The organism is Rhizobium sp. YTU87027 (genome assembly GCF_050644135.1).
Classification (GTDB): domain Bacteria; phylum Pseudomonadota; class Alphaproteobacteria; order Rhizobiales; family Rhizobiaceae; genus Rhizobium.
In genome coordinates, this window is sequence record NZ_CP098440.1 from 3546536 (window position 1) to 3559564 (window position 13029).

The 13029-nt window shown below is 60.4% G+C and carries 15 protein-coding genes; 9 read left to right on the forward strand and 6 right to left on the reverse strand.

The annotated features are described in order from the left end of the window. Positions 1 to 9: 9 nt before the first annotated feature. The 7 genes from rbfA (at position 10) to NBG89_RS17540 (ending at position 6812) form a co-directional block, all read left to right on the forward strand. The gene (rbfA, locus tag NBG89_RS17510) at positions 10 to 420 is read left to right on the forward strand and encodes a 30S ribosome-binding factor RbfA (protein WP_088704169.1); all 411 of its coding nucleotides are present in this window, start codon (positions 10 to 12) and stop codon (positions 418 to 420) included. 12 nt (positions 421 to 432) lie between these two features. Beyond that, entirely contained in the window at positions 433 to 1365 is a 933-nt protein-coding gene (truB, locus tag NBG89_RS17515; protein WP_088692561.1) for a tRNA pseudouridine(55) synthase TruB, read from the forward strand. A gap of 130 nt (positions 1366 to 1495) precedes the next feature. Beyond that, a complete protein-coding gene (locus NBG89_RS17520; protein WP_431320976.1) occupies positions 1496 to 2347 on the forward strand; it encodes an alpha/beta fold hydrolase in 852 nt (283 codons plus the stop codon). A gap of 157 nt (positions 2348 to 2504) precedes the next feature. Further along, the gene (gene rpsO, locus NBG89_RS17525) at positions 2505 to 2774 is read left to right on the forward strand and encodes a 30S ribosomal protein S15 (protein WP_016552226.1); all 270 of its coding nucleotides are present in this window, start codon (positions 2505 to 2507) and stop codon (positions 2772 to 2774) included. A gap of 317 nt (positions 2775 to 3091) precedes the next feature. After that, on the forward strand, positions 3092 to 5242 hold the full coding sequence (pnp, locus tag NBG89_RS17530) for a polyribonucleotide nucleotidyltransferase (protein ID WP_088692559.1): 2151 nt from the start codon (positions 3092 to 3094) through the stop codon (positions 5240 to 5242). A 75-nt stretch (positions 5243 to 5317) separates the two neighbouring features. Beyond that, positions 5318 to 6334 carry a class I SAM-dependent methyltransferase gene (locus NBG89_RS17535; protein WP_431320977.1) on the forward strand — a complete coding sequence of 339 codons (1017 nt, stop codon included), beginning with the start codon at positions 5318 to 5320 and terminating at the stop codon, positions 6332 to 6334. Positions 6335 to 6404: 70 nt separating this feature from the next. Then, positions 6405 to 6812: an ester cyclase gene (locus NBG89_RS17540; protein WP_431320978.1), complete on the forward strand. Its 408-nt coding sequence runs from the start codon at positions 6405 to 6407 to the stop codon at positions 6810 to 6812. A gap of 55 nt (positions 6813 to 6867) precedes the next feature. On the opposite strand, the gene fabI is transcribed toward NBG89_RS17540, so the two are convergent. The 3 genes from fabI to fabA are packed head-to-tail and all read right to left on the reverse strand — an operon-like array spanning position 6868 to position 9476. Beyond that, entirely contained in the window at positions 6868 to 7674 is an 807-nt protein-coding gene (gene fabI, locus NBG89_RS17545; protein WP_431320979.1) for an enoyl-ACP reductase FabI, read from the reverse strand. Positions 7675 to 7678: 4 nt separating this feature from the next. Beyond that, the gene (gene fabB / locus NBG89_RS17550) at positions 7679 to 8902 is read right to left on the reverse strand and encodes a beta-ketoacyl-ACP synthase I (RefSeq protein ID WP_431320980.1); all 1224 of its coding nucleotides are present in this window, start codon (positions 8900 to 8902) and stop codon (positions 7679 to 7681) included. A 58-nt stretch (positions 8903 to 8960) separates the two neighbouring features. Further along, positions 8961 to 9476 carry a 3-hydroxyacyl-[acyl-carrier-protein] dehydratase FabA gene (gene fabA / locus NBG89_RS17555; protein ID WP_007528973.1) on the reverse strand — a complete coding sequence of 172 codons (516 nt, stop codon included), beginning with the start codon at positions 9474 to 9476 and terminating at the stop codon, positions 8961 to 8963. 303 nt (positions 9477 to 9779) lie between these two features. Here fabA and irrA point away from each other — a divergent pair, with 303 nt between their 5' ends. Continuing rightward, entirely contained in the window at positions 9780 to 10199 is a 420-nt protein-coding gene (irrA, locus tag NBG89_RS17560; protein WP_088692554.1) for an iron response transcriptional regulator IrrA, read from the forward strand. A gap of 2 nt (positions 10200 to 10201) precedes the next feature. Here the strand turns inward: irrA and NBG89_RS17565 are convergent, their stop codons facing one another. Then, a complete protein-coding gene (locus tag NBG89_RS17565; RefSeq protein WP_431320981.1) occupies positions 10202 to 10837 on the reverse strand; it encodes a trimeric intracellular cation channel family protein in 636 nt (211 codons plus the stop codon). A 124-nt stretch (positions 10838 to 10961) separates the two neighbouring features. Here NBG89_RS17565 and NBG89_RS17570 point away from each other — a divergent pair, with 124 nt between their 5' ends. After that, positions 10962 to 11444: a hypothetical protein gene (locus NBG89_RS17570; RefSeq protein WP_431320982.1), complete on the forward strand. Its 483-nt coding sequence runs from the start codon at positions 10962 to 10964 to the stop codon at positions 11442 to 11444. A 5-nt stretch (positions 11445 to 11449) separates the two neighbouring features. On the opposite strand, the gene NBG89_RS17575 is transcribed toward NBG89_RS17570, so the two are convergent. Next, entirely contained in the window at positions 11450 to 12235 is a 786-nt protein-coding gene (locus NBG89_RS17575; RefSeq protein ID WP_431320983.1) for a YdcF family protein, read from the reverse strand. Between the two features lie 54 nt (positions 12236 to 12289). Next, complete coding sequence (locus NBG89_RS17580) at positions 12290 to 13012, reverse strand: YoaK family protein (protein ID WP_431320984.1); 723 nt, start codon at positions 13010 to 13012, stop codon at positions 12290 to 12292. Positions 13013 to 13029 lie beyond the last annotated feature (17 nt).

Consider the following 13029-nt stretch of genomic DNA (forward strand, 5'->3'; position numbering starts at 1 on the left):
CAAAGAAAAATGGCAACAAGACCAACAACCTCCGCACCTTCGCAGCGTATGCTGCGCGTCGGCGAGCAGGTTCGCGCCGCTATCACGCAGGTTCTGCAGCGTGGCGAAGTGCGCGATGACGTGATCGAGAAGACCGTCATTTCCATCTCCGAAGTCCGCATGTCGCCTGATCTGAAGATCGCGACGGCCTACGTGACGCCGCTCGGTGTAACGGATCATGATGCAGTGATCGCTGCGCTGAACCGCAATGCGAAATACATCCGTGGCCGCCTTGGCCCGCAGCTTCGGCAGATGAAATACATGCCGGATATCCGCTTCCGCGACGATACGAGCTTCGACAATTACAAGAAGATCGACGAGTTGCTGCGCTCGCCGGAGGTGAGCCGCGATCTCGACCACGGCGATACCGAAGAAGAATAGTAGAAGAGACTGATGTCCAAACCACGTAAACCGAAGGGCCGCCCGATCTCGGGCTGGCTGATCCTCGACAAGCCGGTCGATTTCGGCTCCACCGAAGCTGTTTCCAAGATCAAGTGGCTGTTCAAGGCGCAGAAATGCGGTCACGCCGGCACGCTCGACCCGCTGGCCTCGGGCATGCTGCCGATCGCGCTTGGTGATGCGACGAAGACCGTTCCCTACGTGATGGACGGCCGCAAGATCTACGAGTTCACCGTAACCTGGGGCGAGGAGCGCGCAACCGACGATCTCGAGGGCGATGTAACGCAGAGCTCCGACAAGCGCCCGAGCGAACAGCAGATCCGCGACCTCCTGCCAAAATACACCGGCGTCATCAGTCAGGTGCCGCCGCAGTTTTCGGCAATCAAGATCGCGGGCGAGCGCGCCTACGATCTGGCCCGCGATGGCGAGGCGGTGGAAATCCCCTCCCGTGAGGTCGAGATCTTCCGCCTGACGCTGTTGTCATGCCAGGACGCCAATACGGCGCATTTCGAAGTCGAATGCGGCAAGGGCACCTATGTACGCGCGTTGGCGCGCGATTTCGGCCGCGAACTCGGCTGCTACGGCCACATCTCGGGCCTGCGCCGCAGCTTCGTTGCACCGTTTGCCGAAGAAACCATGGTGCCGCTTGCCGACCTCGTCGCGCTCGAGGCGATCGAAGACGCCGACGAACGGCTTGCCGCCCTGGATGCCCTGCTGATCGACACCAGCGAAGCGCTCTCCTCGTTGCCGCATCTCGTCGTCAATGACGACCAGGCACATCGTCTGAAGATGGGCAATCCGATCCTCGTGCGGGGTCGCGACGCACCGGTTGCCGAAAGCGAAGCTTATGCTACGTCTCGCGGCAAACTGGTTGCGATCGGCGAGATCGGCCAAGGTGAGTTCCGCCCGAAACGCGTCTTTGGCTGAGCTTCTATAAACTTCTGGTTTTCGCCCGCTCTAGCGCCGGCAAAACCATAGATGGCAGTTGTCAGCCTTTGGCATTGAGATATGTTTGCCTGATCCGGGCCGTGGAGCCCTTTGGATCAGGGAGACAGTCATGGGCAGACTTGCAGCCGGCATCCTGATGTTCTTCTCGGCGCTTTTGATGGCCGCCAACGGTCACTCCGCAGAGCGCTGGGCCACGTTACCGGCCTTCCCGCCAATGCCGACAGCAAAGACGAGCGGCATGGCTCCCGTCAACGACATCAAGATGTATTACGCCGAGTATGGTGAGGGCGATCCGATCCTGTTCATCCATGGTGGGCTCGGTAGCGCGGACGTCTGGGGCTATCAGGTGGCTGAGTTCGCGAAGGATCATCGGGTAATCGTGGCTGACAGCCGCGGACACGGCCGCTCGACGCGTAGTGAGCAGCCGTTCGGCTATGACCTGATGACGTCGGATTATGTCGCTTTGCTGGACTATCTGAAGCTCGACAAGGTGACCCTGGTCGGCTGGTCTGATGGCGGCATCATCGGCATCGACATGGCGATGAAGAACCCTGAGAAGCTGACGTGCGTGATCGCGCAGGCGGCGAACGTCACGACCGACGGCCTAAAGGCCGACGTTATGACCAACGAGACTTTCAGCAATTACATCAATGCCGCCGGCGAGACTTACAAAAAACTCTCGCCGACACCGAACGAATATGATGCCTTCGTTACCGAGATCTCGGCGATGTGGGCGAGCCAGCCGGCCTGGACTGCCGACGACCTTGGCAAGATCAAGGTACCCGTCACCTTGACGATCGGCGACCACGACGAGGCAATCAAGCTCGACCATACCGAGATGATGGCCAAACAAATTCCGGGATCGAAGCTGGTGATCCTCAAGGACGCGAGCCACTTCGCCATGCTGCAGAACCCGGAGGGCTACAATGCCATGATCCGGGATGCGATGGCCGGAAAGTGACGAATCGGCGATCTGTGGCATACCTCTTTCCATTGCAGCGCATTTGGTTTATACGCAGCGCCAGCAATCGGGCTCGGCCCGAATGCATTCGCGGCCGAAGCTGGACGACATCCCGGCTTTTGGCGACCTAATCTCCTCTCATAGAAAGGAACATCCGATGTCGATTACTGCTGAGCGCAAGACGGCTCTGATCAAGGAATACGCAACGTTCGAAGGCGACACCGGTTCTCCGGAAGTTCAGGTTGCCATCCTGACCGAGCGTATCAACAACCTGACCGGCCACTTCAAGGACCACAAGAAGGATAACCATTCCCGCCGTGGTCTGCTGACGATGGTTTCCAGCCGCCGCTCGCTTCTTGACTACCTCAAGAAGAAGGACGAAGGCCGCTACACCAAGCTGATCGGCAGCCTGGGTATCCGCCGCTAATGATTTTTCGGCGGGCGCTCCCCCTTGGGACGCCCGCCGGATTTTTTTGGGGAACCTTTCCCCACCCGCCGCCCATGGCGGATTGCCCGGCAGACCCGGATGGGCCGGTTCTGCCAAACCAACCGTTGACCTGTCATGGGGCAGGATTGCCGGATGCTTTCGGCCAGAGCTCGAGGAGCTTTGGCCCGGTCTCTTCCGGGGCCGTTGATGTAAAGCCTCCCGTTGTCTTGCCCATGATGCGTCACACCGATTGCGGTTGACCGTGCGCCGTGCCTTGGAAGGCGGGGCGCATGTTCCCGCATTGAAGGACAAGACATATGTTCGATACTCATAGTGTGGAAATCGAGTGGGCAGGCCGCCCGCTGAAGCTCGAAACCGGCAAGATCGCCCGCCAGGCTGATGGTGCCGTTCTCGCGACTTACGGCGAAACAGTGGTTCTCGCCACCGTCGTTTCCGCCAAGGCGCCGAAGCCGGGCCAGGACTTCTTCCCGCTGACCGTCAACTACCAGGAAAAGACCTACGCAGCCGGCAAGATTCCCGGCGGCTACTTCAAGCGTGAAGGCCGTCCGAGCGAAAACGAAACCCTCGTTTCCCGCCTGATTGACCGCCCGATCCGCCCGCTCTTCCCGGAAGGCTACAAGAACGACACCCAGGTCGTCGTCACCGTCATCCAGCATGACCTCGAAAACAACCCCGACATCCTGTCGATGGTTGCGACCTCGGCGGCACTCACCCTTTCGGGTGTTCCCTTCATGGGCCCGGTCGGTGGCGCCCGCGTCGGCTACATCAACGGTGAATACGTTCTCAACCCGCATCTCGACGAGATGGACGAGTCGGTTCTCGACCTCGTTGTCGCAGGTACGCACGACGCCGTTCTGATGGTTGAATCCGAAGCCAAGGAACTGAATGAAGAAGTCATGCTCGGCGCCGTTATGTTCGGTCACCGCGGCTTCCAGCCGGTTCTCGACGCGATCATCAAGCTCGCCGAAGTGGCAGCCAAGGAACCGCGCGACTTCCAGCCGGAAGACTATTCGGAACTCGAAGGCGAAATGCTGAAGCATTTCGAAGCCGAGCTGCGCACCGCCTACAAGAACACGCAGAAGGCTGAGCGCTACGCTGCCGTCGACGCCGTCAAGGCGAAGGTCAAGGCACACTTCCTGCCGGAAGAAGGCGAAGCCAAGTACACGGCCGAAGAAGTCGGCGCGATCTTCAAGCACCTGCAGGCGAAGATCGTACGTTGGAACATTCTCGACACCAAGAGCCGTATCGACGGCCGCGACCTCGAAACCGTTCGTCCGATCGTCTCGGAAGTCGGCCTCCTGCCGCGCACGCACGGTTCGGCGCTCTTCACACGCGGTGAAACGCAGGCGATCGTCGTTGCCACGCTCGGCACCGGCGAAGACGAGCAGTACGTTGACAGCCTCACGGGTATGTACAAGGAGCGCTTCCTGCTTCATTACAACTTCCCGCCCTACTCCGTAGGCGAAACCGGCCGCATGGGCTCTCCGGGCCGCCGCGAAATCGGTCACGGCAAGCTCGCATGGCGCGCCATCCACCCGATGCTGCCGTCGGCTGAGCAGTTCCCCTATACGCTGCGCGTTGTCTCCGAAATCACCGAGTCGAACGGCTCGTCCTCGATGGCAACCGTCTGCGGCACATCGCTCGCTCTGATGGACGCCGGCGTTCCGCTCGCCAAGCCGGTTGCCGGTATCGCCATGGGTCTGATCCTCGAAGGCGATCGCTTCGCCGTTCTCTCCGACATCCTCGGTGACGAAGACCACCTCGGCGACATGGACTTCAAGGTCGCCGGTACCGCTGACGGCATCACTTCGCTGCAGATGGACATCAAGATCGCCGGTATCACCGAAGAGATCATGAAGGTCGCGCTCAGCCAGGCAAAGGGCGGTCGTGCCCACATCCTCGGCGAAATGGCCAAGGCCATCACCGAGAGCCGTGGCCAGCTCGGCGAATTCGCACCGCGCATCGAAGTCATGAACATTCCGGTCGACAAGATCCGCGAAGTTATCGGCTCCGGCGGCAAGGTCATCCGCGAAATCGTCGAAAAGACCGGCGCGAAGATCAACATCGAAGACGACGGCACGGTTAAGATCGCTTCCTCGTCCGGCAAGGAAATCGAAGCGGCCCGCAAGTGGATCCACTCGATCGTTGCTGAGCCGGAAGTTGGTCAGATCTACGAGGGCACGGTCGTCAAGACCGCCGACTTCGGCGCATTCGTCAACTTCTTCGGTGCCCGTGACGGCCTCGTCCACATCTCGCAGCTCGCTTCCGAGCGTGTTGCGAAGACGCAGGACGTCGTCAAGGAAGGCCAGAAGGTCTGGGTCAAGCTCCTCGGCTTCGACGAGCGCGGCAAGGTCCGCCTGTCGATGAAGGTTGTCGACCAGGCAACCGGCCAGGAGCTCCCGGCTGCCGAAAAGTCCGAAAAGAAGAAGGAAGATGCGGCTGAGTAAGCCGCGCCTTTCAAACCATTCGAGGGCGTGGGAGTTTTCCCGCGCCCTTTTTGTATCCGAAGGCGAGAAGAGATCATGAGCCGCGAAACCCTGAAGACCCTGTTCCATCCCTTTGCCAGCGGCACCGTCGACGCGCCCGGCGAAGGCGAGCGTGTGCTCTTTCTGGGCGCCGAGGCAGGCTTCGCCGTGCCGGAGGGCTTTGCCGCCTCGCTGAGCGCCGTACAGGGCCTCCGGCCGCTGTACCGGCAGCTTCTCTCCCAACGCATCGAAACCACGCCTGAGATTGAAGGCGAGGACTACGATGCCGCCTTGGTCCTCTGCAACAAACACAAGGGCGAGAACGAGGCCAACATCGCTGCCGCGCTTCAGCGTGTGAAGGTCGGTGGCCTGATCGTCATCGCCGGCGGCAAGGAGGACGGCATCCAGTCGCTCCGCAAGCGCATGGAGGGTTTCGGCTTCGAGATCGAGCATATGCCGAAGTATCACGGCGTTGCGTTGTGGGTCGCGCGGCCGGCCGATGTCAGCGAGATCGTCGGCAAGCTCGCCAAGCCAGCCGTGCGCGTCGATGGCCGCTTCGTGGCCGCGGCTGGCATGTTCTCGCACGACCGTATCGATGACGGCTCGGAGCTGCTCGCCTCGCGTCTGCCTGCGGATTTCACCGGCGATGTCGCTGATTTTGGCGCTGGCTGGGGCTATCTCTCTGTCGAACTCGCGGAGCGGTCTCCCGGCGTCAGCCGTCTTGACCTTTACGAAGCCAACCACGCTGCTTTGCAGGCCGCCAAGGCCAACCTGGCGGAGAACTGCCCCGATGTGCCCGCGCGCTTCTTCTGGCACGATCTGGCCGGCGAACCTGTTAAGGACAAGTACGACCTCGTCATCATGAACCCACCCTTCCATGAGGGCCACGCGGCGGAGCCGTCACTCGGCCAGGCGATGATCAAGACAGCCGCGTCGGTGCTGCGTGGCGGCGGTCGCCTGCTGCTGGTTGCCAATCGCGGCCTGCCCTATGAGCCGGTGCTCGCTGCGAACTTCAAGGAAAGCGGAGAGACCTGCCGCAATGCCCGCTTCAAGGTGCTTTGGGCGAAGAAGTAAGCTGCCGGCATAGGCAGCCTTGGGGGATCTGCTAGACTTGCTGCAGATGGGAGAGAACAGGGGGAGAGACATGGAGACGGAAGCCAACAAGACGCTCGTAAGGGCCTATGTCGAGGCATTCAATCGCTTCGACACGGCGGCACTGCGCGAGCTGTTTGCCGCCGATGCGCGGATTTACGGTGTTCTAGGGTATGGCGGTCTCGATGACGTCGAGCCCATCTGGCGCGAGCTTCACGAGGGTATGAATATAAACCTCGAGATCCTCGATATCGCCGCCGAGGGAGCGAATGTCGTGGTTCGCTATCGGGAAAGCGGGCGCTATTGCGGTTTCTTTCGCGGTCTCGTGGGGCATGACCCGACCGGAAAAAGCTACGAAGTCACTGCAATGGAATGGTTCGTTGTCGAGAATGGAAAGATTGCGACTCGCTGGGGCGCCAGGGATTCGGCGGCCATCTTGCGGCAGGTCACGCATCCCTAGCGGATGCATCTTGAAGAAAAAAGCCGGGCTCGTCATCAAGCCCGGCCTTCAGTGTCTATTCCACGTCTGCCCGGCGTAGCGCGTCGAGCGCCGGCATCGAGGTAATGTTGAAGCCGGCGTCGACGAAGTGGATTTCGCCGGTGACGCCTGCTGCCATGTCGGAGAGCAGGTAGAGGGCCGAATTACCGACGTGATCGATGGTCACGGTCTTGCGCAGCGGCGAGTTCTGCTGGTTCCACGACAGAATGGCGCGGGCGTCAGAGATACCGGCGCCGGCGAGCGTGCGAATCGGGCCGGCGGAGATCGCGTTGACGCGAATACCACGCGGGCCGTAGTCGGCGGCCAGATAGCGCACAGACGCCTCAAGGGCGGCCTTGGCAACACCCATGACGTTGTAGTTCGGGATGACGCGCGTCGAGCCGTTATAGGTCAGCGTCAGCATCGACCCGCCTGCATTCATCAGCGGTGCGCAGCGCTTGGCGATTTCCGTGAAGGAAAAACAGGAGATGACCATCGTGCGGCTGAAGTTGTCGCGCGTGGTGTCGGCGTAAAGGCCCTTGAGCTCGTTCTTGTCGGAAAAGCCGATGGCGTGCACGACAAAGTCGAACGTGCCCCACCGTTCCCTGATGGCATCGACGGTGGCATCGACGGAGGCAATGTCCTCGACATCGCAAGGCAGAACGAATTCGGATCCGACTTCGGCGGCCAGCGGCTTGACTCGCTTGCCGAGCGCATCGCCCTGATAGGTAAAGGCGAGTTCGGCGCCCTGCGCTGCCAGCGCCTTCGAAATTCCCCAGGCGATGGAATGGTTGTTCGCGACACCCATGATGAGGCCGCGCTTACCCTGCATAATTCCCGTCATATTGTTATCCGTTATAGCGCTGGAAGACGAGCGTGGCGTTGGTGCCGCCAAAGCCGAAGGAGTTGGAAAGCGCAATGTCGATCTTGGCGTCGTCGATACGCTTGCGAACGATCGGAACACCGTCGAATTCCGGGTCGAGCTCGGTGATGTGGGCGCTTTCGCCGATGAAGCCGGCCTGCATCATCAGCAGCGAGTAGATCGATTCCTGCACGCCGGCTGCGCCCAGCGAGTGGCCCGTCAGCGACTTGGTCGACTGGATGTGCGGGATCTTGTCGCCGAAGACTTCGCGGATCGCACCAATTTCCTTGCTGTCGCCAACAGGGGTGGAGGTGCCGTGCGTGTTGATATAGTCGACATCGCCCTTAACGGTGGCGAGCGCCTGACGCATGCAGCGGATCGCGCCTTCGCCCGATGGAGCGACCATGTCGTAACCATCGGAGGTCGCGCCGTAGCCGACGATTTCGGCGTAGATCTTTGCCCCGCGCGCCTTGGCACGCTCCAGTTCTTCCAGCACGAGCACGCCCGCGCCGCCAGCAATGACAAAACCGTCACGGCTGACATCATAGGCGCGCGAAGCCGTATTAGGCGTGTCGTTGTATTTGGAGGACATGGCGCCCATGGCGTCGAAGAGGTTCGACATCGTCCAGTCGAGGTCTTCGTGGCCGCCAGCGAACATCACGTCCTGCTTGCCCCACTGGATCATTTCGGCGGCATTGCCTATGCAGTGTGCCGAGGTCGAGCATGCCGACGAGATTGAGTAGTTGACGCCGTGGATCTTGAACCAGGTCGCGAGCGTTGCCGATGCCGTCGAAGACATGGCCTTCGGCACGGCAAACGGGCCGATGCGCTTCGGGCTGTTGTTTTTGATGGTGATGTCGGCGGCTTCGATCAGCGTCCGGGTCGATGGACCGCCCGAGCCCATGATGATGCCGGTGCGCTCGTTGTTGCTGATATCGCTCTCTTCCAGACCGGAATCCGCGATCGCCTGCTTCATCGCGACATGGTTCCAGGCGCCGCCCTGCGACAGGAAGCGCATCGCACGACGATCGACCAGATCAGTCGGATCCAGCGTCGGGCGACCCCATACCTGGCATTTGAAGCCGTGCTCGGCAAAATCGTTGGAGAAGGAAATGCCGGACTTGGCATCGCGCAGCGAGGCAGTGACCTCGGCAGCATCATTGCCGATCGAGGAAACAACGCCCAGACCCGTGACAACTACCCGTCTCATGTGTTTCGACCTTTTCGTTTTTTCTAACTTGGAAACCGGGCATGTATGCCCGGTGCAATCAGGCTTCTTTGTCCTTGGACAGGCCGACGCGCAGGTCGGTGGCCTGGTAGATGGTTTCGCCGTCGGCCTTCAGCCAGCCATCGGCGGTGCCGAGAACCAGCCGGCCGCGCATGACGCGCTTGAAATCGATGCCGTACTCGAGCAGCTTCGTGGTCGGGCGGATCATGCCCTTGAACTTCACTTCGCCTGTCGAAAGCGCCATGCCGCGCCCGGGCTCGCCCAGCCAGCCGAGGAAGAAGCCAGTCAGCTGCCACATGCCATCAAGGCCAAGGCAGCCTGGCATGATCGGGTTGCCGGCGAAGTGGCACGGAAAATACCAGTCGTCTGGCTTCACGTCGTACTCGGCGCGGATGTAGCCCTTGTCGAAGGCACCGCCGGTTTCGGAAATGTCAGTAATGCGATGAACCATCAACATCGGCGGGAGGGGAAGCTGCGCGTTGCCCGGACCGAACAGTTCGCCGCGGCCGCAGGCCAGAATTTCCTCGTAGTTGAAGCTGGATTGTTTCGTCGCCATGAAAACTCTAATTCCCCCCGCAACTGTGCCGATGGATGTGAACGTTTAGTCCAAGTTCAGCAGAAAATGAAGCATAAGCATGACTGAGCTTCACCCACCTTCGGAGGACCGGCTGCGCGCCTTATTTGGTGGTCGCATACAGGAAGGCCAAGCCCCCGGCCAGCACTAATTGCGCCAAAAGCCCGATTTTGCGGCGCTTTCGCACTCTTTGTCCCCATTGAAACTATTGAAACGCTTTTGCGCAAAAGTTATATGGCTAATGAAACCTGATTGCTTGACGCTAGATTAACCGGAGTTTGTCGGATGGTGGCAGAGGCCCCGCTTACCATTGAGGCACGGCTGAGACACGCCGGCCTGCGTCCGACGCGCCAGCGCGTCGCACTCGGTGACCTGCTCTTTGCCAAAGGCGATCGGCATCTGACGGTTGAAGAACTCCATGAGGAGGCCGTGCAGGCGGGCGTGCCGGTGTCGCTGGCGACCGTCTACAACACGCTCCACCAGTTCACCGAGGCCGGTATGATCCGCGTTCTCGCCGTCGAAAGCGCCAAGACCTATTTCGACACCAACGTCTCCGACCATCACCACTTCTTCATCGAGGGCGAAAATGATGTGCTCGATATTCCGGTCAGCAATCTGACCATCGGCAATCTTCCGGAGCCGCCGGAAGGCCTCGAAATCGCGCATGTCGACGTGGTGATCCGCCTGCGCGCCAAGCGGCGCTGATTTCACATCACATCGTCAGGGTGCCGGCCGGGCTTGGCCCTATACGTCGGAAACGTCCAGCCGAAGTACAGCGCGCCGCCACGCACGAGGAATGCCGCAACGACACCGACTGCGGAGGCTGCATAGAGCGGCAGATCAAGTGCATTCGCAGCCGTAAAGATGCCGCCGCCGACCAATGCTGCGGTGATGTAGATTTCCGGCCGCAGCAACACGGACGGCTCATTGGCCAAGAGATCGCGGAGAATGCCGCCGAAGGTCGCCGTCAATGTCCCGGTGACGATGCCGATCGTTGGTGAGCCAGTAGCGGCAAGACCCTTCGCCGCACCCATCACGCAATAAGCGGAGAGCCCGACGGCATCCAGCCAGATCAGCAAGCGATAGCGCGACTCGACAAGGTGGGCGGTAAAGAACACCAGGACGCCGACGGCACAGCAGACGATGACGTAAGTCGGGTTCAGAACCCAGAATACCGGCACGCGTCCAAGAATAATGTCGCGTACCGTGCCGCCGCCAGTGCCGGTAACGATCGCAAAGAAGAGAAAGCCGATCAGGTCGAGCTGCTTGCGCGACGCCGCGAGCGCGCCGGTCGCCGCAAAGAGCGCAACGCCGGCATAATCAACGTAGACGAACGGCGACATGCAGTCCTCCAGAACCGACGAGTATCTTTCCGAAATATGAATCACGGCGGCAAGGGCGGCGCAAGGCGGATCAGCCAAACTGTGCGGCCAACAGCGTCCTTATTCGACCAAAAGAGAAACCCTCGTGAAAACGCTTCTGATCGCTTTGAACATTGCCGCGCTACTCGCCGCACCAGTTGCGGCTTTTGCCCAGCAGTCGCTTATCTCGGACCCGGAGATTTATGAGAAGAAGCACTTTCAGGAACAGTGCACCAAGGCCGAGTTTTCGGATGGCTACGTCATCCGCCAGGATATCAACAACGACGGCCTGGTCGACGCCGTCGTCAATGAGGGCGAGTTGACCTGCGACGGCGAGAAGGGGCCGCAGTGCAATGACGACGGCTGCACCTACAATTTCTATCTGCAGGTGGCCGAGGGCGGTTATTTCATGATCGCAACCGCCCAGATCTATGGCTACGACTTCGTGAAGCGCTTCGGCAACATGGTGCTGGCGATGAAAATGCACCCGCGCTTCTGCGATCGCCCGGATGCCGACAAGACGAAAGAGCCTTGCATCGTCACGGCCCGCGTGCGCGGCACCAAGTTCGTGACGATCTCCAAGAAATAGCGCGTTCAGCCGGGATAGAGCTCTGAGGTGCGACCGGCGAGATAGTAGCCGACAAGACCGAACCATTCGCGGATCGCTGTTGCGAGGTTCTGGGAATTTCGGCTCGGTTGCGTGAAATCGAGGCCAAGACTCTCTCGTCCGTCGGTCCGATAATCTGTCGGCCAGGGCACGATGTCGATACCAAGCTTGCGGAAAATACCGACCGACCGCGGCATATGATAGCCTGAGGTGATCAGCAGGCAGTTCGAGAGGCCATGGCTCGCCAGGAGTTCCTTGGTGTTCATTGCGTTTTCGAACGTCGTCCGTGACGTCGTTTCCTCAACCAGGCGTTCCCTGCCAATGCCGAACATCGGGAAGAAGCGCGCCGATATCACCGCGTCGCCTTCATAGATTCCGGAAATCGAACCATCACCTCCTGAAATCAAGATTCGCGCCTGCGGAAATTTCTGTGCCAGCCGCAGCGCCTCGACGAAGCGATCACCGCCGGCATTGAGCTCGACGCCGTGTCGGGCGGTATTCACCTCGTTCTCGAAAGCGCCGCCCAACACGATCATGCATTGCAGGTTTGCCGGATCCTGCGGTTTCATAAACCGATCCTCGAGACCTTGCAGAAGGTAGTTGCCGGCAGTCGTGTAGAGCGTGATGAACAGGATGAGGCCCGCAATCGCGGACGAAACGAAGCTTGTCGCACGCCAGCGGATAAGGCCCGCCAGCACGGCAAGCACGACGAAAAGAAAAGCGAGCGACAATGGTTGCCCAAACAGCCAGACGAGCTTTGAAAAGAGAAACAAGGATGCCTTCCTTCCGCGGTTTTCCGCGCACCCGTTATCTGATTCGGTGGGGCTCTATTGTGACCGTGACTTCTTATGCACTGGCGAACGTGGCGCGGCGTTAAACCGGCTTTGGGTGCGTCTGGGAATCAAGAGGGTGGCGAGCGCAACCAGCATCGCAAAAACGGCAATCAGCCACAGCGCCGCCGCCCCGGCGATCTGTGTCAGCAGCGCCCCAACGATGGCCCCAGCCAGCATGCCGGCCCAAGGCACGATCTGGATGGTCCAGTCCATTCGCCTGTCGCCGATGATCCAGCGTCCAAGACCGCGTCCGAAACGTGAAAGTGCCCCTGTGACATAGGTCAGCCCGATCGGCAGCCCTTCGATCTGCTCGACCGCCGCGTTCACCATCCCCATCGAGGCGACGATGAGATAGAAGCGCGGCATTTCCGCACTCTCGCCCATCATAAGCGAGGCGGTTGCCAGCGCGATGCTGACGCATGACAGTACGGCGAAGGTGCGCCGGTCCGAGAAATGCGCGATCACGATGCCGACGGCGTTGCCAAGCACGAAGACCATGATCGCCGAGAGAAGAATGGCTGCATGCCGCAGGTTGCCCTCTCCGAGCGACAGGGCTGCACGTGTCGTGTTGCCCGTCATGAACGAGACGAAGTCCCCTGTCAGTGAAAGGCCAGTCGCATCGGTCATCCCGGCCAGAAAGGAGATCGCGCCGGCAAGCGTCAGGCCCGTTGCCGTTCTGCGCGTATGGATAAGCCGCCGCCGTCTTTCTCGTGTCATTAAACCAAGGCTCCAGT